The organism is Demequina sp. NBRC 110057 (assembly GCF_002090175.1).
Classification (GTDB): Bacteria; Actinomycetota; Actinomycetes; order Actinomycetales; family Demequinaceae; genus Demequina.
In genome coordinates this window covers 203,095-220,571 of record NZ_BBRN01000005.1, presented here as the reverse complement: position 1 = coordinate 220,571, position 17,477 = coordinate 203,095, and the positions used below count along the sequence as shown (strand labels likewise).

The following is a 17,477-nucleotide window of genomic DNA, read 5'->3' as shown; positions in this document are numbered from 1 at the left end:
GGCGAGCACGCCGCCCATCGTACGGACCACCGCGCGGCGAGGGCCGCGCCCGTCACCCCATCGCGCGCGTGACGAGCTCCGTGATCTGCTCCGCCTCGGCCGGGCCCAGCGCGGTGAGGGCGAAGGACGCTGGCCACATCACGCCGTCGTCCAACGCGGCGACGTCCTGGAAGCCGAACGTGGAGTACCGCGAGTCGAACTTGGTGGCGGGCTGGAAGAAACACAGCACCTTGCCGTCCTTCGCCCAGGCGGGCATGCCGTACCAGGTGCGCGGCTCGAGCCGAGGGGCGGCGGCCATGACCAGGCTGTGAATGCGCTCGGCGATGAGCCGCTCGGCGTCGGGCATTTCGGCGACCTTGGCCATCAGGTCCGCCAGGGCATCGGCCTTCTTCTTGCCGCCACGCTCCGAGCGCAGCTCCTCGGCGCGCTCCTTCATCGCGGCCTTCTCCGCCTCGGTCCAGCCGTTCTCGCCCATGCCTGCTCCCTCGCTCGGTCCTCCGACGATGCTACGTCGCGCGGCCGCGTCGCGGTCGATAGGCTCCGAGCGTCGCCAACGGTGGCGACCACGAGTGACGGGGGCAGGCATGGCGAACGCCGCGGCAGGGTGGTACGACGACGGCACTGGCAAGGAGCGCTGGTGGGACGGGGAGGCCTGGACCGAGACGACGCGCGACAAGGCACCCGAGGGTGGCGGCGTCTCGGGGATGATCGGCCGCGCGCAGGCCGATGCGGTCTCCGGCGCCCAGCCGCGCCCCGGTGCCGCGGGCGCAAGCTACGTGGTGCTGCAGGTGGTCCTCAAGGAGAAGATGTGGGGATCGGGATCCAACAACCTCACCGAGCTCGAGCGCGTCATCAATGGGCAGGCAGCGCTGGGCTACCGGCTCCACACCATCACCACCGCGTCGTCGGGCACCGGCGGCCTGGGCGGCGGTGACCGCATCCAGGCGACCATGGTGTTCGAGCGGCTCACCTGACGCCGGTGGCACGCTGCGTCCTCATGTGCGGGCTGGCGGGCGCCGGCAAGTCGACCGTCGCGCGGGCGCTCGAGGCCGACGGCTGGCTGCGACTGTCGATCGACGTCGACGCCTGGGAGCAGGGTTATCGGCAGCACCCCCTCCCGGGCGACGTGCGCGATCGCGTCGTGGACGCGCATCGCGATCGTCTCGTCGTAGCGCTCTCACGGGAAGCCGATGCCGTGGTCGACTACTCGTTCTGGTCGCGCGCCATGCGAGACGAATTTCGTCGGCTCGCGGCCTCGGCCGGAGCGCGTGTGACCGTGGCCTTCCTCGACGTGCCGCTCGCAACCCTCCGCGACAGGCTCGACGTGCGCGCCACCGGAGCGCCCGCGCCGGACGCTATCGACGTGCCCGCCGCGCTTCTCGACACCTACGCCGCAGGCTTCGAGCGACCGGCGTCGGACGAGACGGACGTGATCACCGCACCGGACGCGGGGGACATGCTTGCCGCCCTGAGGAGGTAGCGGCTGCTCATCAGCCCGGCGTCACCACGTCCTCGACGCCCACGACCGCGAGCAGCGCCATCTTCTCCGCGGCGTCCGTTCCCTCGCGCGGGCTGAACCACAGCAGGCGCTGATAGCCGTCGTCGGTGTGCAGGCTGTGGCACAACAGGTCGATCTCGCCGATGCTGGGGTGCACGAATACCTTCGCGTCGGCGCGGCGCAGCCTCACCTCGTGCGCCTCCCACAGCGCCCTGAACTCGGCCGATGCCTCGGCACAGTCCGCGACCAGCCTCGCCAGGCGCGGGTCGTCCGGGCCGCGCCGCCCGGCGGCCACGCGGAGGTCCGCCACGAGGGACTCCGAGAGCCGCGCGTGCTGGTGCTCGGGATGCATCCATCGGCCCGCCTCGGGGGTGACGAACCAACGGTAGATCTGTGACGAAACGGGCCAGGCCATTCCCGTCTTCTCTCCCATGAGCGCGACGGCGAGGCGGTTGGTGACGAGCGCCTCGCCGAGGTCGTTGACCACGGCGGCCGCGGTGTCGTCGAGCCTGTCGAGCAGGGCGAGCATCGCGGGGTCTACGTGGGCATCGTCGCCCCGCGCGGGCACCGGTCGCCCCGCCAGCCGGAAGAGGTGATCGCGCTCGTCGGTCGAGAGCCGCAGGGCTCGCGCCAGCGCCGCCAGCATCTGTTCGGACGGCTGGGCCTTCGAGCCCTGCTCCAGCTCCGTGTAGTACTCCACGGAGGCGCCGGCGAGCACCGCCACCTCGTCGCGGCGCAGCCCGGGCACGCGCCGCCGAGGTCCCGGCACCAGTCCGACGGCCGCGGGGGTGAGGCGGTCGCGACGCGTGCGCAGGAAGGTGCCCAGTCCGGTGAGGTCCATGCCTCCCAGTATGCGGGGGTCGCACGTGCTCACCCTGGGGACGTCATCCCCAGGGTGAGCGGCGCCTGGTTCGCCGCGCCGGGCCGCCCCAGGCTGGGACCACACCCCAACCAAGGAGGCATCCCATGACAGACATCACCCTCATCACCGGAGCCAACCGCGGCATCGGCCGTGCGACGGCCCTCGAACTCGTCCGCCGCGGCCACGACGTGGTGCTGACCTACCGTTCGCACCGCGACGAGGCCGATGCCGTGGTCGCCGACATCGAGGCGATGGGCCGCCGCGCGGTGGCGCTGGAGCTCGACATCGCCGACGCCGACGCGATCGCGCCGTTCGCCCAGGCGCTGCGCGCCGCGCTCGCCGAGCACTGGGACGGCGCCGCGCTGACCGCGGTGATCAACAACGCCGGCCAGGGGGCCGACACCACGCTGGCGACGACCGACGCCGCGACGCTCGACGCCCTCTACGCCACCCACGTGCGCGGCGTGTACCTGCTCACCCAGGCGATCGCCGCTCCCGCCAACGGGGCGCCGCTGCTCGCGGACGGGGGAGCGGTGCTGCTGCTGGGCACCGGGCTCACCCGCTTCGTTCACGTGGGCCGCGACGCGTACGCCGCGATGAAGGGCGCCGTCGACGTCCTCACACGCTACTGGGCGCAGGAACTCGGCGGGCGCGGTATCCGCGTGAACCAGGTGGCGCCCGGCCCGGTCGAGACGGCGTTCTCGGGCTGGGAGGGAAACGAGCAGGTGCGTCAGGTGTTCGCCGAGGGCACGGCGCTCGGGCGATCCGCGACGGCCGACGACATCGCCGGGGTCATTGCCGGCGTGCTCGATCCCGGGGCGGCGTGGGTGACCGCGCAGCGCATCGAGGCCTCGGGCGGCTACCGCCTCTAAGCGGCCTACGCGAGCGACGCGAAGCCGATGACCGCCGCCACGAACGCGACCGCCGCCAGCACGAGTGCGGTCGAGATCAGCACGAGGTGCACGGTGAAGAACCGGGTGCGCTTGCCGGCGGCATCGGTGGAGCGTTCGTCGGCGGCGATGCGCCTGAGGAACGGCGGCCACACCGTGAACGAGAAGACGGCGTTGATCAGAAGGATCAGGCTGAGGAAGAGGACCACTGTCGCACTGTAGGCGATGGATCGCGCTGCGCGGTGCGGCCGCCGATGCATGATCCGGGGTGATGAGCCCCGGCGGCCACACTCGCGTGCGGGGTGGGACCTAGGTCCCACCACAAGTGTACGTCAGCGCATCCGCGCCGCCCCTACTTGCGATGGTGTCAGATTGGTGTCACCATGACGCCATGGAACTCATGCACTACACCGAAGAACTGCAGCGCCAGCTCGTGGCCGCCGCGGGCGCGGGGACCGACGAGACCCGGGAAACCGCGGAGCGCCTCGCCGCAGCGCTCGACGCCGCGACGCGCCTGGTGCTCGTCGAAGCACTGTCCGAGGCGGCGGGGGAGATCTCCAGCGACCTCGCCCCCGGTTCCGTCGACCTACGCGTGCGCGGGCGCGACGTCGGCTTCGTGGTGACACGGCCCGAGGGCGAGGCGGCCGCCGAGCCCGCCGTGGCATCGGCCGCGCCCGAGGTGGTCGGTGACGACGATGCGACCTCCCGCACCACGCTTCGCCTTCCCGACGCGCTGAAGGCGCGCGCCGAGGCGGCTGCAGCGGCCGAGGGTGTGTCGCTGAACGCGTGGCTGGTGCGCGCCGTCGCCGCCGCCGTGAGCCCGGGGCCGCAGTCCCGCCGTGGTCGTGCCGCCGCGTCCTACCAGGGGTGGGTCCGATGAGTGAGCGAGAGATCGCGGGCGTCAGGATCGAGATTCCCGCGGGGCGCATCGAGGTGGTGGGCATCGCGGGCCGCGCAGAGGTGTCCGTGGTGGTCAACCCCTCCAACCGCCTGCGGGCGGGGGACCGCGAGGCCGCCGAGAACGCGAACGTCGAGAGGGTGGGCGCGACGGTGGTCGTGACCGTGCCCGCCCGCACCTCGATGCTGGGGCGCCCCGACGCGGTTGACGTCATCGTCGAGGGGCCCGAGGGGCTCGACGTCGACGCGTCCACCAAGTACGGCGAGGTGCGCCTGGTGGGACGGCTCGGCGCGGCACGGGTGGCCGCCTCGTACGGGGCCATTCGTGTCGAGCGGGCCGATGCGCTCGAGGTCGCCGGCGGTCACGGCTCGGTGCAGGTGGGCGAGGTCGTGGGGGAGGCCCAAGTGCGGCTCACCAATGGCGCCGCGAAGGTGGGGCGTGTGGGTGGCACGCTCGCGGTGCGCGGCACCAACGGCTCGCTGAGCGTCGACGATGTCGCGGGCTCCGCCACGCTCGAGACGACGAATGGGTCGATCCGCGTGGGCAGCGCCAGTGGCGGCGTGGCAGCACGGTCCACAAACGGCTCGATCAAGGTGGGAGCGCTCCTCGAGGGGGCGTCCCGTTTCGAGGCGACCCACGGCTCGGTCAAGATCGGCGTGCGACGCGGTACAGCGGTGTGGCTCGACGCGTCCTCGTCCCACGGGGACGTGCGCACCGAACTCGACGCCGACCACGGGCCGGTCGAGGGCGAGCGTTCTGTCGAACTTCACGCCCGCACGGGCTACGGATCGATCAGCGTCTACCGCGCGTAAGGCACGGGGCGCGTCAGTCCTCGTCGGCCTGGCGCGCCCGGTACGCCTGCACGGCCGCACGGTTGGTGCAGGTGGTGGTGCAGTACTTCCGGGAGCGGTTGCGCGACAGGTCGAAGACCACCCCGTCGCAGTCGTCCATCTCGCAGCGCCCAAACCGGCTGATCTCGTCGGAGCGGATCACGTCGATCATTCCCATGGCGGTCTCGACGAGGATGCGCTCGTGGAAGGGTTTGTCGTCGCTGATGGCGTGAATGTGCCAGTCGACGTCCCCGTGGCGCACCACCTGGGGAAGCGCCTGGTGCTCGGCGAGCACGGCGTTGACGAGCGGCACCGCGCCGTCGCGCGTGGCCTTGAACATCTGGCGCAGCTGCGTGCGGATCGCGCGCACCGGCTCGAGGTCGGCGGCGGTGGGGCGGTGACCCGTGTAGTGGAAGTCATCGAAGAACGCCTCGAGGTGCTCGAGCTCGGTCAACGTATCGGGCTCGAGCTCGGAGTTGGCGAGGAAGACGCCGGACTCGAGCGCCTCGGCCGTGTCACTTGCGAAGACCATTTTGACACATTACCACTTGGGGTCTACTGTCATCAGTCATGGCGACTTTGACTCATGACACGATCGCGCCCTCGGTGGCGCCGCGACTCGGCTCCGGCCTTGCCTTCGCACTCGTGGCATCGGCGTCATTTGGCATGTCGGGATCGCTCGGCCGCGGGCTCATGGATCTCGGCTGGACCGCGGGCGCTGCGACGCTCGTGCGCGTCGCCATCGCCGCCGCGGTACTGCTGATCCCCGGCATCGTCGCGCTGCGCGGCCGCTGGCACCTCGTCCGCCGTTCGTGGGCCACGATCGTGGCCTACGGAGCGTTCGCCGTCGCCGGTGCGCAGCTGTTCTACTTCATGGCCGTCCAGCACCTTCCCGTCTCGGTCGCGCTCCTCATCGAGTACCTCGCGCCCGTGGTCGTGGTGCTCTTCATGTGGCTGCGCCACGGGCATCGGCCCACCCGTCTCACGCTCGGCGGCGCCGGCATCGCCTTCGCGGGCCTCGTGCTGCTGCTCGACGTCCTCGGCGGGGGCGAGATCGACCTCGTCGGCATCCTGTGGGCCCTGGGCGCCATGGTGGGGGCGTCCGTCTACTTCATCCTGTCGGGCGACGACTCCAACGGCCTGCCGCCGCTCACCCTCGCCGCTGGCGGCATGGTGAGCGCGCTCGCGATCCTGTCGATCGCCGCGCTCACGGGCATCGTCCCGATCGCCTTCGCCACGGGAACGGTGGAGTTCGTGCCGTTCGACGCGCCCTGGTGGCTCGTGGTCGCGGTCCTCGGAGTGGTCACCGCCGGGGTCTCCTATGTCGCGGGTATCGCCGCAAACCGTCGCCTCGGCAGCCGCCTGGGGTCGTTCGTGGCGCTCACCGAGGTGCTCGCCGCCGCGCTGTTCGCCTGGTTCCTGCTGGGCCAGGTGCCCGGCCCCATGCAGATCGGCGGCGCGCTGCTGGTCGTCGCAGGTGTCATCGTGGTGAAGCTGGGCGAGCGTCCCGCCGAGTCCCCCCTCGAGTCCGTGATGGAACCCCCTGCGGTCACCGATCCTCCGGCCCCCGTGGCCGTCTGACGGATCCCCCAGACCTGGCGGTCCGGGCCGGCGCACTCCCCCTCCTTGCGCGCCGCCCGGGCCGCCATTTTCTTGTGTGCGGGCTGTCCTCGAACCGATCCGAGCACGTAGCCTTCCCCACACGTGCGCGACGGGGCGGACGCTCTTGGCGCCTCGTCGGTCACGGTCACGCGCGCGTCATCTGCGTGAAAAAGTACGCGGCTACTATGTCCGTTACCGGTGCGGTACCAGGGGTGACGGGAGGTTGACGATGGCGTCGACGACGAGCGTCAGAAGTGATGCAGTGGCAGGGCCGGCGCGCTCAGGCGCGGCGGCACGTGCGGGTCTCTTGCGGGAGCCCGAGGTCATGCGCGCCGTGTCTCTTGTGGCCGATGCGCGCGGCGCGATCGTGTGGTGGGGTGAGCGCGGCATCGGCCGCAGCGTGCTGCTCGATGCGATCGTCGAGCACCTGACTGTTCCTCGTAGCGACGGCGTCGCCATCCTGCGCTGGTCCGGCGGCGAGTCCGGCCGGGTGGGGGCCGATGCGAGAGTGTCCTCGTTGCTCGTCGAGGCGTTGGGTGCACCCTCGCTGTCGTCCGAGGGCATCGCGGAGTGGGACTACGTGCTCGCGGGGCGGACGCTCGTCGTCGTGGCCGATGACATCGATGACCTCCCGCGGGAGGCGGGTGACCGGCTCCTTGCCCTGGCGGCGAGCGACCTGGGGGTGGTGGTGCTCGCCACCGCGACCCGATGCCCCGACCTGCCCCGCCTGCCCCACGGAATCGACGTGCGTGAGTTGCCGGCCGTGGAGACCGCGGGTGCGATGGAGGTCCTGGCGGAGGCGGGCTGTCCGCCCGTGGCGCCCCACGTGGCGAGCAGGCTCGTGACGGCGTTGCGGGGAAATCCCGCGTGCCTCGTCCAGACCGCACGACTGCTGCGTCCCGAGCACCTGGCGGGGACCTCGATGCTCCCGGATCCGCTTCCGCTTGTCCCCGCCGTCGGCCAGGCGCTGAGCGCCGCCGTGGAGGAGTTGTCTGCCAGGGATCGCGAGATCCTGCTCGTGGCCTGCGTCATGGTGTCCGACCGGGTGGAGGTGCTGGCGAGGGCGTCCGGCGTGGCAGTCGAGCGCCTGACCGACTCCGACGTGGCGTCTCACCTGACCCTTGTGGCGGGGCGGTTCCGCTTCCGCGACCCCCGCCTCAGGGCGTTCATTCACGGTGAGGCGACGCTGGCGGAGCGCACCGCGGCGCATGCACGCCTCGTGTCTGCTTACGTGGACGATCCCGACGCCGCGTTGGGGGCGTGGCACCGGGCGCTGTCGGCGCTCGAGGGCGATGAGGGGGTGGTTCAGCCGCTCCTTCGACTCGCGAGGAGGCACCTGCGGTGGGGGGACTGCGAGTGGGCGCACGCGGTGGCACGCGAGGCGGTGGGGCATGCGACGGGCGCGGCGCGTAGCGCGGCGTGCGAGGTCACCGGCATCGCCGCGACCCTCGCGGGCCACGTGCACGATGCGGAATTGTGGCTGCCGCACGCGTCGCCCGGAAGCGATATCGCCGCTCGCGCGCGGACCTTGGTGGCGACGACCCTGGTGCAGACCCTCACCTCCGGACGCATCCCGGACGACATGCTTGAGGGGGTGTGGCGCGCCGTCGAGTCGGGCCAGGGCATCGACGCTCGGGTGAGGTCCGATGCCGCGCGCGGCTTGTCGATCGCCGCGTGTCTGCATATCGAGCGCGGTGCCACCGCCGATGCCTGGCGTATGGCACAGCGAGCGAGCGAGATCTCTCCCGAAGACGGCGGCGCGGCGCGACTGGCGCGTGCGTGGCTGTCGAGCTACGCCGCGGAGTCGGGGGCGATGGCGGTCCTTCCCGCGGAATCCGCGCACGCCGACGACGAGGCGCTGACCGCTGTCGCGCGCGCCGTGACCCTCATGCATCGCGACGAGAGCGACGCCGCCGCCCGCGTGCTCGCGAGCACCGCTGCGCACCTCGCCCCCGTGCGGTCCGGAGCATCCTGGTTTGCCGGGCCCGCCCGCGTGGTCTCGCCGATCGTCGAGGCGCACCTGAGGGTGGTGCAGGCGCTCGTGGAGATGCGCGCGGGAGACCTGGACCGCGCCGCGACGACCCTGCGCCAGGCCGCCGAGCGCTTGCCCCTTGGTCACGTCCTCGCCGGGCTCGCCGTCGTCTTGTCCCGGCGTCTCGATATTGCCAGGGACGGCCGCGTCGGCATGGTGTCGCGGGCGCTGGAGTCGACCTCGCTGTGCCGGGCTCTGGCCCCCGTCCACCTGGGGGGACTCGTGGATCGGGCGATGGTCGTGGCCTTCGCTGGGCGCCACGAGCATGCGGCGGCGATGCTCGACATCGTGTCCGAGCGCGAGGTCCGTGAGCGCAGCGTTGGCCTGGCGATGCCGGGGCTCGAGGCGACCGAGGAGTGGGCGATGGCGGGGATGCTGCCTGAGGCGCGCCACGCGCTCGAGCGGCTCCGACTGCGCACACGGGCGCTCGCTCCGGGGGTCGGGGCCCTGCTGCTCGCGCGCGGCGAGCTCGCGGTGGCGCCGCACGACGAGGTCGCCGGCCGACTCGACGCCGTCCACGCCGCGGCGAGGCGTGTGGGGTCGCCCTACGAGCTCGCGCGCACGGCTGTCAGTGTGGCGCGGGCGCACGCCCGCCAGGGCGCAGCGTCGCTGGCGCGGGCCCACTACATGTCGGCGATCGACCTCTTCGATCAGGCCGGCGCGGGCGCGTGGGTGCCGATGGTGCGCGCCGAGGCGGAGCGGGTCTCCGTCGCCGCGCCGGCCGCCGCGATGGACCGCGCGGCCGGCCCCGTGATCGAGCCGGTGCCGACGGTTCCTGTGGAGACCGCCGTGCCGCGCGAGTCGCGGCCGCCTGGGGCGTGGAGTGCAGGCCTCACCGAAAGGGAGCGCGAGGTCGCGTCGCTCGTGGCGCAGGGCCTCCCCAACCGCGACGTCGCGGAGCGGCTCTTCATGTCCGTGCGCACCGTCGAGGTGCATCTGGGGCGTGTCTATCGCAAGGTCGGCGTGCGCTCGCGCGTCGAGCTCGTGATGCACGCGCATGGTGGCGCCGCGATCGACTGACCTCGACAACTTGCGTACGGGATACCACGTACGCGGAGTTTGTCAGGAAGGTTAACAATGTGGAACTCCCCGATGGCAGGGGCGGGACGGGGGTCCCTACCGTGAGTCGACGGCCGCCTCCCCGGGTGGCCCGACGACGCAGACGTCACGGTAGAGAGCGAGGCACTGTCTCATGGCCCACCTTCCCCGAGCCCGGCGATCCGTCGCGGCCACGACCCTGACCGCGATGCTCGGCGCCTCACTCGCCGCCCTCGCCGTCACCGCGACGGCGACGGGCGCCGCGGCCGAGGACTGCGCTCCCGCGTGGGTCTCGACCGGCGACTACCGGCAAGACTCCGTGGTGTCGTACGACGGCCAGAACTGGAAGGCCAAGTGGTGGCCAGGAAGCTGGGACGTCCCCGGCGCCTCCGCGTGGAACGCGTGGGCATCGCAAGGAACGTGCGGCGAGCCGACGACAGAGCCGACCGTCGAGCCCAGCGTGGAGCCCAGCGTCGAACCCAGCGTCGAACCCAGCGGTGAGCCGTCGACCGAACCCACCGTCGAGCCGACGGTCGAGCCGACCGTCGAACCCTCGACCGAGCCCACCGTCGAACCGTCGACTGAGCCCACCGTCGAGCCGACGCCCGATCCCGAGGGCAACCCCGACGAGATCTGCCGCCCCGACGGCATGGCGCCCACCGAGGGCGTCGACACCCCGTACTGCGACGTGTACGACACCGACGGCCGCGAGATCCTGCCCAACGATCTCGAACGCCGCGTGATCGGCTACTTCACGTCGTGGCGCACGGGAAAGAACGGCCAGCCCTCGTACCTCGCGAGCGACATCCCCTGGGACAAGGTGTCCCACATCAACTACGCCTTCGCGCACATCGGCCCCGACAACACGGTGTCCGTCAACGAGGACGTCGCCGGCAACGCCGCGACCGATATGACCTGGCCGGGGGTCGCGGGCGCCGAGATGGACGGCTCGCTCCCGTACACCGGGTACTTCAACCTCATCCACCAGTACAAGGAGGCCAACCCCGGGGTCAAGGTCATCCCCGCCGTCGGTGGCTGGGCCGAGACGGGCGGCTACTTCGACGGTGACGGCAACCGCGTCGCCGACGGCGGCTTCTACACACTGACCGAGTCGCAGGCGAGGATCGACACCTTCGCCGCATCCGTCGTGGACTTCATTCGCGAGTACGGCTTCGACGGCATCGACATCGACTACGAGTACCCGACGTCCAACGCGCAGGCGGGCAACCCCGACGACTTCGCGTTCTCGGACGCGCGTCGCGGTGAGCTCTTCGAGGGCTACGTCGCGCTGATGAAGACGCTCCGTGAGGAGCTCGATCGCGCCGGCGCGGAGGACGGCGAGTACTACATGCTCACCACCGCGGTCCCGTCGTCGGGATGGCTGCTGCGCGGCATGGAGGTCAACCAGATCACCGAGTACGCGGACTACGTCAACATGATGACCTACGACCTGCACGGCGCCTGGAACAAGTACGTGGGCGGCAACGGTGCACTGTACGACGGCGGCGACGACCCCGAGCTCGCGGCCGGCGGCATCTACGGCGCGTACAAGGGCATCGGCTACCTCAACGGCGACTGGTCCACCCACTACTGGCGCGGCGCGATGCAGGCCGGCCGTATCAACCTGGGCGTGCCTTTCTACACGCGCGGCTTCCAGGACGTCGTGGGAGGCAGGCACGGGCTGGGCGGCACGGCCGCCGCCCCCGCCGGCTACACCTGCCCGGCCGGCACCAGCGGCAAGTGCGGCAACGGTGCCGACGGCATCGACAACCTTTGGTACGACTCCGATCCCGCCGGCATCGCCATCCCTGCAGGAGTAAACCCCATCTGGCACGCCCTCAACCTCGAGGACGGCGTCGTCGGGGACTACACCGACGACTACGGGGTGCCCTCCGAGATCCAGGGTGACTACGTCCGCTACTTCGACGCCACCACCAAGATCGAGTGGTGGTGGAACGAGACCACCAAGACGTTCCTCTCGGGCGATTCGAGCGAGGCGATCGCCGCCAAGACCGATTACGTGGCGGGCCAGGGCCTCGGCGGCATCATGATCTGGGAGTTTGCCGGCGACTACGAGTACAACCAGGACAAGCGACAGTTCGAGATGGGTGACACCCTCGTCACCCAGATGCACGACGCCCTGTCATCGACGACTCCCTATGGGGCGACCAAGGCGAACGCGGATCGCGATATGCCCTCACAGGCGCTCGACCTGTCGCTTGAGTACACGGAATTCGCGCTGGGCGACAACAACTACCCCATCGCGCCCAAAGTGATCTTCACCAATCACGGCACTGTCGACATCCCGGCGGGTGCCATGATCGAGTTCCAGTACGGCACCTCCGACACCGGCGAGATGTCCGACTGGAGCGGGTACGGCACCACCACAGTGGCGTCGGACCACCGTGGCGACAACGTGGGCGGCCTCGACGGCGACTTCCACACCGCCCGATTCACGGTGCCCAGCAGCGGCATCCCCGCGGGCGGATCCATCACGAACACCCTGAAGTGGACGCTTCCCGTCGCTCAGTTCTCGAACCTCATCGTCACGATCGACGGGGTCGACTACGCGACCACCTACGACCACCCCCGCGGGGTGACCGTGGTCGAGGCCGACTCAGGCGCCGGCTCGGACGACGACGGCACCGAAGCCCCGGGCGACTCCGGCGGCGACACGGATCCCGGCACCTGCAGCGCCGATGCCTGGAGCGCCTCCACCGTGTATCTCGGCGGCGAACTGGTGTCCTACGACGGTCACGAGTTCACTGCCCGTCACTGGACGCAGGGCTCCGCTCCTGTGGTCGGCAACGCCTACGGCCCCTGGACCCACGTCGGGGCCTGCTGACCGCTCCTCACCGTCCGGGGCCACCCGCCCCGGCGCCAACGCCGAGCGCATCCCTCAGCGCGCATCGGCGTCGGCATTCCCGGTGGTGGCGACCCACACGCTCGCCACCACCGGGGCACCGCACACACCCCCCAACCATTAGAGGAACACACCATGACCTCATCGACGAGCCCCGCCCGGCGGGCCCCCTGGGGCCGCTTCGGCGCGATGGTCGCGTCGCTCGCGCTCGCGGGAACGGTGGCCTTTGCCGCCTCCGCCAGCGCCGCACCCCCGGTGCAGTCCGCACCTCTGGCCGCCCAGGCCCAGAGCACGGACGATGGCGACAGCGAGATCAACGGCTTCCGCAGCGTCGGCTACTTTGCCCAGTGGGGCATCTACGGCCGCAACTACAAGCTCGCCGACGTGCAGAACTCCGGCACGGCGGAGAACCTGACGCACCTCAACTACGCGTTCGGCAACATCCACTACCAGGACGGCACCTGCTTCATCGCGAACAAGGCGCAGGGAACGGGCCCCACCGGCTCCGACGGCGCCGGTGACGCCTGGGCGGACTTCGGCCGCGGCTTCAACGCGAGTGAGTCCGTCGCCGGCACCACCGACACCTGGGACCAGAAGCTCGCGGGCAACTTCAATCAGCTCAAGCAGCTCAAGGAGAAGAACCCCGACCTCAAGGTCATGATCTCCCTCGGCGGCTGGACCTGGTCGAAGAACTTCTCGACGGTCGCGGCCACGCAGGCCTCACGTGAGAAGTTCGTGTCCTCCTGCGTCGACCTGTACATCAAGGGCAACCTTCCCGTCATCGACGGTCGCGGAGGCACCGGCGCCGCCGCCGGCGTGTTCGACGGCATCGACATCGACTGGGAGTGGCCCGGATCCACCGCCGGCGAGGTGGGCAACGTGGTCGACGAGGACAACGACGCGGAGAACTTCCGCCTGCTGCTCGCCGAGTTCCGCCAGCAGCTCGACGCGTACGGCACGCAGACCGGCGACGACTACCTCCTGTCCGCCTTCCTCCCCGCGAGCCCCGCGGTGATCGAGGCCGGTGGGTGGAACGACCCGCGGATCTTCGAGTCGCTCGACTACGGCAACGTCCAGGGCTACGACCTTCACGGCGCGTGGAGCCCGTCGCTCACGGGTCACCAGGCGAACCTCTACGACGACCCCGCGGACACGCGTGCGGAGGGCGAGCAGTTCTCCGTCGACAAGGCGGTCTCGGCGTACCTCGACGCGGGCATCGACCCGTCCCAACTCGGCATGGGTCTCGCCCAGTTCGGGCGTGGCTGGAAGGGAGCGACGTCGGCCGATGCCTGGGGCAGCGCGACCGGTGCCGCACCAGGGACGTGGGAGGCGGGCAACGAGGACTACTCGAAGCTGAAGGACCTCGGCACGGCCTACTACGACGAGGACATCGTCGCGTCGTGGCGCTACGACGGCAATCAGTGGTGGTCGATCGATGACGCCAAGACGGTCGCCGCGAAGGCGGACTACATCCGCGCCAAGGGCCTTGGCGGAGGAATGTTCTGGGAGCTCGATGGTGACCGCGCGGGCGAACTGCCTCAGGTGCTGATCGACCACCTCGGTACCGGTAGTGCAGGGCCCGTGGGCGATGGGTCGGACCCCCACCCGGAGCCGACGGCCACCACGGATCCCGAGCCCACCCCCGAGCCGAGTGAGACCACGGATCCCGAGCCCACCCCCGAGCCGTCGGAGACCACGGACCCGGAGCCGACGCCCGAGCCGTCCGCCACGACCGACCCCGGCACTGGCGAGTGCACGGGACAGGCCTGGTCGGCATCGGCCGCCTACCCGGGCGGGTCCGTCGTGACCTACGACGGCCAGACCTGGAAGGCCAAGTGGTACGCCAACGCCGGCGAGGTGCCCGGTGGCACCACCTGGGGCGCGTGGGAGAGCCTCGGAACCTGCTCGGGCGAGCCCGAGCCGGAGCCCGAGCCCACGGTCGAGCCCGGCGTCTGCGCCACCGCATGGAACGCGAGCACCGTCTACACCGGTGGCGAGACCGTCACCTACGGCGGTCACGCCTGGCTGTCCAAGTGGTACACGCAGGGCGTCACGCCCGGCTCCTCCGCCTGGGACGGCTGGGAGGACCTCGGCGCGTGCTGACCTCCCGCATCGCACGGGCGCTCCCCGTCGCCCTCGCCGTGAGCGTGCTCGCGGCGGGGTGCGGCGGGGGCGCCCCTGCCGCCAACGCCGAGGGTGACGCGGCCGACGCAGCCGCGACGGCATCGGCCGCACCGGCGCCGATGACGGTCGCGAGCATGACGCTCGAGCCCGAGGCCTACTGGGTGGCGCCCGTCGTCGACGGTGACGCGACGCGAGTGTCGGTGGGCGGGTGCGCCGACGGCGCGCCCTGCCCGGGCTTCGTCGTCCTCACGGGAGACTCCGCGGGTGAGGGCGCCGAGGACGCCGTGCTCGACGACGGCGTCGCGTGCCCGGGTGACGAGGCCGGCATACCCATCGACGCCACCCTCACGGAGACCGCCCAGGTCACCGTGGCCCACGCCGAGGCGCGGCTCCTGGTGTTTGACGTCACCTGTGCGGCGCAGGACGGGTCCGAGTCCGTCGTGCAGCAGCGTCAGTGGGTGGCCTCAGGTGCGGGCGGGACCACCGTCATCGTCGACCGGTGGGGCCTCGACGGGCTCGACCGCGCGCTCGCGGAGGCCACGTGGAGCGGCGCCGCGTAGTGGTCACCAGGTGAAGGCCTCGCCGTCCCAGGTGGCCGGCCGCACCTCGTCGACCCACGCGGGGTCGACGGCGCCGTACAGGTGCGGGAACAGCTCGGACGCGCCCTCGTCAATCACCTCGACCCCCGCCGCCCGCGCGCGCTGCTCGTCGACCACGAGCACCACCAGGTCGGCGGGGCGATCGGGCCAGATGCGCGCGGCAGTGGCGGCGCACTGGTGGGGGTACGAGAAGTGGATGAAGCCCTCGTCGGCAAGGCTGAGGTCGCGGCCCGAGATTTCGTAGGTGCCCGCCGCTCGGGCGGCCTCCCAGTCGGCGCGGCGCGTGACATGCAGGATCGTCATGGCGCCAGTGTGGCACCCGCACGCGGCGAGGCCCCGGCGGCCCGTGGAATCCACACGTAGCCGGGCCGCCGGGGCACAGACGGGGCGGTCAGCCGATGCGCCGGCGCAGCTCCTCGTGCTGCTCGCGGACCGCGGCGGGCACCTTGGCGCCGAAGCGGGCGAGGAAGGCGTCGGTGTCGTCGGCCTCGACCGCGAGCGCGGCGGGGTCCTGGGCGAACAGCGCGTCCCAGTCGGCACGGCTGACCCCCGCGGCGGCGAAGTTGATGGCGCCGTCGACCGGGGTGAGGCCGTGGGGTGAGTCGACGCCGTGAGCCCTGCCGTCGACACGATCGATGATCCAGGCCAAGACGCGGGCGTTCTCGGAGAACCCGGGCCACAGGAACCGGCCGTCGGCGCCCTTGCGGAACCAGTTGACCTGGAAGATCGCTGGCGCCTTGTCGCCCAGGCCTGCTCCCACGTCCAGCCAGTGCTGCCAGTGGTCGGCCATGTCGGTGCCGCAGAAGGGAAGCATCGCGAAGGGGTCGCGGCGCAGCTCGCCCACGGTGCCCTCCGCCGCGGCGGTGCGCTCGGACGCGAGGGTGGCACCCAGGTAGACCCCGTGCTCCCAGTCGCGCGCCTGGGCGACGAGGGGGACGTTCGAGGCCCGGCGGCCGCCGAAGATGATGGCGTCCAGCGGGACGCCCGCGGGGTCGTCCCACGTGTCCGCGATGGTCGAGCACTGCGCCGCCGAGACGGTGAAACGCGAATTGGGGTGGGCCGCGGGGGTGGGGGAGTCGGGTGTCCAGTCCTCGCCGCGCCAGTCGATGAGGTGCCCGGGAGCCTCGGGCGTCAGCCCCTCCCACCACACGTCGCCGTCGTCGGTGAGGGCGACGTTGGTAAAGATCGTGTCCTCGCCCAGCATCTCCACCGCGACGGGGTTGGTCTCGACCCCCGTGCCGGGCGCCACGCCGAAGAAGCCCGCCTCGGGGTTGATGGCGCGCAGCCGCCCATCCTCGCCCGGCGCGAGCCACGCGATGTCGTCGCCGATGGTCTCGACGGTCCAGTCGGGGATGGAGGGCTGCAGCATCGCAAAGTTGGTCTTGCCGCAGGCGCTGGGGAAGGCCGCGGCGATGTGGAACACGCGCCCGCGCGGATTCGTGACCTTGAGCAGCAGCATGTGCGCGGCGATCCAGCCCTCGTCGCGGCCGATGGCGGAGGCGATGCGCAGCGCGAACGCCTTCTTGGCGAGGATGGCGTTGCCCCCATATGCGGAGCCGAAGGACCAGATCTCGCGCGTCTCGGGGAAGTGGACGATGTACTTGGTGTCGTTGCAGGGCCACGCCACGTCCTCGTCGCCCGGGGCGAGCGGCGCGCCCACGGTGTGGACGGCTGGCACCCACTCGGTGTCCGGGCCGATCTGCGCGAGCGCCTGTGAGCCCATGCGCGTCATGGTGCCCGTCGACAACACCACGTAGGGCGAGTCGGTGACCTGGACGCCCAGGCGGGCGAGCGGGCTTCCCACCGGGCCCATCGAGAACGGCATCACGTACATGGTGCGCCCGCGCATCGACCCCGTGAACAGGGGGTCGAGGGTGGCGCGCATCGCCTCGGGATCCACCCAGTTGTTCGTGGGGCCGGCGTCGGCGGCGTCCGCCGAGCAGATGAAGGTGCGCGACTCCACGCGGGCGACGTCGTCGGGGTGTGAACGGGCAAGGTAGGAGCCGGGCCGGCGCTCCTGGTCGAGGGCGATCAGGGTGCCGGCCTCGACCATCCGGGAGATGAGGCGGCGGCGCTCGGCCGCGGAGCCGTCGCACCATACGACCTCCTCCGGCTCGGTGAGGCGGGCGATGCGTTCCACCCAGGACACGACCTGGGGGCTGGCCGATGCGGGGGCCGTGGTGACGACGTCGGCGGCGGTCACGGTCATGTCACTCCTCCTGAGAAAGACTTGCTGTGTCT

16 protein-coding genes are annotated in these 17,477 nt (G+C 71.3%); 10 read left to right on the top strand and 6 right to left on the bottom strand.

What is annotated here, in order from left to right:
- Positions 1-52: 52 nt before the first annotated feature.
- Positions 53-475 (bottom strand): iron chaperone, encoded by a 423-nt coding sequence (locus tag B7K26_RS09440; protein ID WP_084078944.1) that lies wholly within the window; start codon positions 473-475, stop codon positions 53-55.
- Between the two features lie 109 nt (positions 476-584).
- Between B7K26_RS09440 and B7K26_RS09435 the strand changes: the two genes are divergently transcribed.
- On the top strand, positions 585-974 hold the full coding sequence (locus B7K26_RS09435) for a DUF2510 domain-containing protein (protein ID WP_084078943.1): 390 nt from the start codon (positions 585-587) through the stop codon (positions 972-974).
- Positions 975-979: 5 nt separating this feature from the next.
- Complete coding sequence (locus B7K26_RS09430; protein WP_084078942.1) at positions 980-1,480, top strand: ATP-binding protein; 501 nt, start codon at positions 980-982, stop codon at positions 1,478-1,480.
- Between the two features lie 10 nt (positions 1,481-1,490).
- Here the strand turns inward: B7K26_RS09430 and B7K26_RS09425 are convergent, their stop codons facing one another.
- Positions 1,491-2,339: a helix-turn-helix domain-containing protein gene (locus tag B7K26_RS09425; protein WP_084078941.1), complete on the bottom strand. Its 849-nt coding sequence runs from the start codon at positions 2,337-2,339 to the stop codon at positions 1,491-1,493.
- Positions 2,340-2,464: 125 nt separating this feature from the next.
- Between B7K26_RS09425 and B7K26_RS09420 the strand changes: the two genes are divergently transcribed.
- Positions 2,465-3,232, top strand: coding sequence for an SDR family NAD(P)-dependent oxidoreductase (locus B7K26_RS09420; RefSeq protein WP_084078940.1), 768 nt, complete (start codon positions 2,465-2,467; stop codon positions 3,230-3,232).
- Positions 3,233-3,237: 5 nt separating this feature from the next.
- Here the strand turns inward: B7K26_RS09420 and B7K26_RS09415 are convergent, their stop codons facing one another.
- On the bottom strand, positions 3,238-3,459 hold the full coding sequence (locus tag B7K26_RS09415) for an SCO4848 family membrane protein (protein WP_234998773.1): 222 nt from the start codon (positions 3,457-3,459) through the stop codon (positions 3,238-3,240).
- 182 nt (positions 3,460-3,641) lie between these two features.
- On the opposite strand from B7K26_RS09415, the gene B7K26_RS09410 reads away from it, so the two are divergent.
- A complete protein-coding gene (locus tag B7K26_RS09410; RefSeq protein ID WP_084078938.1) occupies positions 3,642-4,130 on the top strand; it encodes a toxin-antitoxin system HicB family antitoxin in 489 nt (162 codons plus the stop codon).
- The gene (locus tag B7K26_RS09405; protein ID WP_084078937.1) at positions 4,127-4,960 is read left to right on the top strand and encodes a DUF4097 family beta strand repeat-containing protein; all 834 of its coding nucleotides are present in this window, start codon (positions 4,127-4,129) and stop codon (positions 4,958-4,960) included. The genes B7K26_RS09410 and B7K26_RS09405 overlap by 4 nt, the downstream gene beginning before the upstream one ends.
- Before the next feature lie 13 nt (positions 4,961-4,973).
- On the opposite strand, the gene B7K26_RS09400 is transcribed toward B7K26_RS09405, so the two are convergent.
- Positions 4,974-5,510, bottom strand: coding sequence for a CGNR zinc finger domain-containing protein (locus B7K26_RS09400; RefSeq protein WP_084078936.1), 537 nt, complete (start codon positions 5,508-5,510; stop codon positions 4,974-4,976).
- A 38-nt stretch (positions 5,511-5,548) separates the two neighbouring features.
- On the opposite strand from B7K26_RS09400, the gene B7K26_RS09395 reads away from it, so the two are divergent.
- The 5 genes from B7K26_RS09395 to B7K26_RS09375 all read left to right on the top strand — a co-directional run bounded on the left by B7K26_RS09395 (position 5,549) and on the right by B7K26_RS09375 (position 15,197).
- A complete protein-coding gene (locus B7K26_RS09395; protein ID WP_084078935.1) occupies positions 5,549-6,559 on the top strand; it encodes a DMT family transporter in 1,011 nt (336 codons plus the stop codon).
- A gap of 346 nt (positions 6,560-6,905) precedes the next feature.
- Positions 6,906-9,632 (top strand): helix-turn-helix transcriptional regulator, encoded by a 2,727-nt coding sequence (locus B7K26_RS09390; protein ID WP_084078934.1) that lies wholly within the window; start codon positions 6,906-6,908, stop codon positions 9,630-9,632.
- A gap of 172 nt (positions 9,633-9,804) precedes the next feature.
- Positions 9,805-12,495 (top strand): glycosyl hydrolase family 18 protein, encoded by a 2,691-nt coding sequence (locus tag B7K26_RS09385; RefSeq protein WP_200811071.1) that lies wholly within the window; start codon positions 9,805-9,807, stop codon positions 12,493-12,495.
- A gap of 153 nt (positions 12,496-12,648) precedes the next feature.
- A complete protein-coding gene (locus tag B7K26_RS09380; protein WP_084078933.1) occupies positions 12,649-14,616 on the top strand; it encodes a glycosyl hydrolase family 18 protein in 1,968 nt (655 codons plus the stop codon).
- Positions 14,610-15,197 carry a hypothetical protein gene (locus B7K26_RS09375; RefSeq protein WP_084078932.1) on the top strand — a complete coding sequence of 196 codons (588 nt, stop codon included), beginning with the start codon at positions 14,610-14,612 and terminating at the stop codon, positions 15,195-15,197. The genes B7K26_RS09380 and B7K26_RS09375 overlap by 7 nt, the downstream gene beginning before the upstream one ends.
- Positions 15,198-15,200: 3 nt before the next feature.
- Here the strand turns inward: B7K26_RS09375 and B7K26_RS09370 are convergent, their stop codons facing one another.
- Together B7K26_RS09370 and B7K26_RS09365 are read right to left on the bottom strand one after the other, a co-directional pair.
- Complete coding sequence (locus B7K26_RS09370) at positions 15,201-15,539, bottom strand: DUF952 domain-containing protein (protein ID WP_084078931.1); 339 nt, start codon at positions 15,537-15,539, stop codon at positions 15,201-15,203.
- 88 nt (positions 15,540-15,627) lie between these two features.
- Complete coding sequence (locus B7K26_RS09365; protein WP_084078930.1) at positions 15,628-17,445, bottom strand: phosphoenolpyruvate carboxykinase (GTP); 1,818 nt, start codon at positions 17,443-17,445, stop codon at positions 15,628-15,630.
- Positions 17,446-17,477: the final 32 nt, after the last annotated feature.

Bases quoted from the DNA above. Each gene is read 5' to 3' on its own strand.
- B7K26_RS09440 (WP_084078944.1), bottom strand. From the start codon at position 475: ATGGGCGAGAACGGCTGGACCGAGGCGGAGAAGGCCGCGATGAAGGAG.
- B7K26_RS09435 (WP_084078943.1), top strand. From the start codon at position 585: ATGGCGAACGCCGCGGCAGGGTGGTACGACGACGGCACTGGCAAGGAG.
- B7K26_RS09425 (WP_084078941.1), bottom strand. From the start codon at position 2,339: ATGGACCTCACCGGACTGGGCACCTTCCTGCGCACGCGTCGCGACCGC.
- B7K26_RS09420 (WP_084078940.1), top strand. From the start codon at position 2,465: ATGACAGACATCACCCTCATCACCGGAGCCAACCGCGGCATCGGCCGT.
- B7K26_RS09410 (WP_084078938.1), top strand. From the start codon at position 3,642: ATGGAACTCATGCACTACACCGAAGAACTGCAGCGCCAGCTCGTGGCC.
- B7K26_RS09405 (WP_084078937.1), top strand. From the start codon at position 4,127: ATGAGTGAGCGAGAGATCGCGGGCGTCAGGATCGAGATTCCCGCGGGG.
- B7K26_RS09400 (WP_084078936.1), bottom strand. From the start codon at position 5,510: ATGGTCTTCGCAAGTGACACGGCCGAGGCGCTCGAGTCCGGCGTCTTC.
- B7K26_RS09395 (WP_084078935.1), top strand. From the start codon at position 5,549: ATGGCGACTTTGACTCATGACACGATCGCGCCCTCGGTGGCGCCGCGA.
- B7K26_RS09390 (WP_084078934.1), top strand. From the start codon at position 6,906: ATGCGCGCCGTGTCTCTTGTGGCCGATGCGCGCGGCGCGATCGTGTGG.
- B7K26_RS09385 (WP_200811071.1), top strand. From the start codon at position 9,805: ATGGCCCACCTTCCCCGAGCCCGGCGATCCGTCGCGGCCACGACCCTG.
- B7K26_RS09380 (WP_084078933.1), top strand. From the start codon at position 12,649: ATGACCTCATCGACGAGCCCCGCCCGGCGGGCCCCCTGGGGCCGCTTC.
- B7K26_RS09370 (WP_084078931.1), bottom strand. From the start codon at position 15,539: ATGACGATCCTGCATGTCACGCGCCGCGCCGACTGGGAGGCCGCCCGA.
- B7K26_RS09365 (WP_084078930.1), bottom strand. From the start codon at position 17,445: ATGACCGTGACCGCCGCCGACGTCGTCACCACGGCCCCCGCATCGGCC.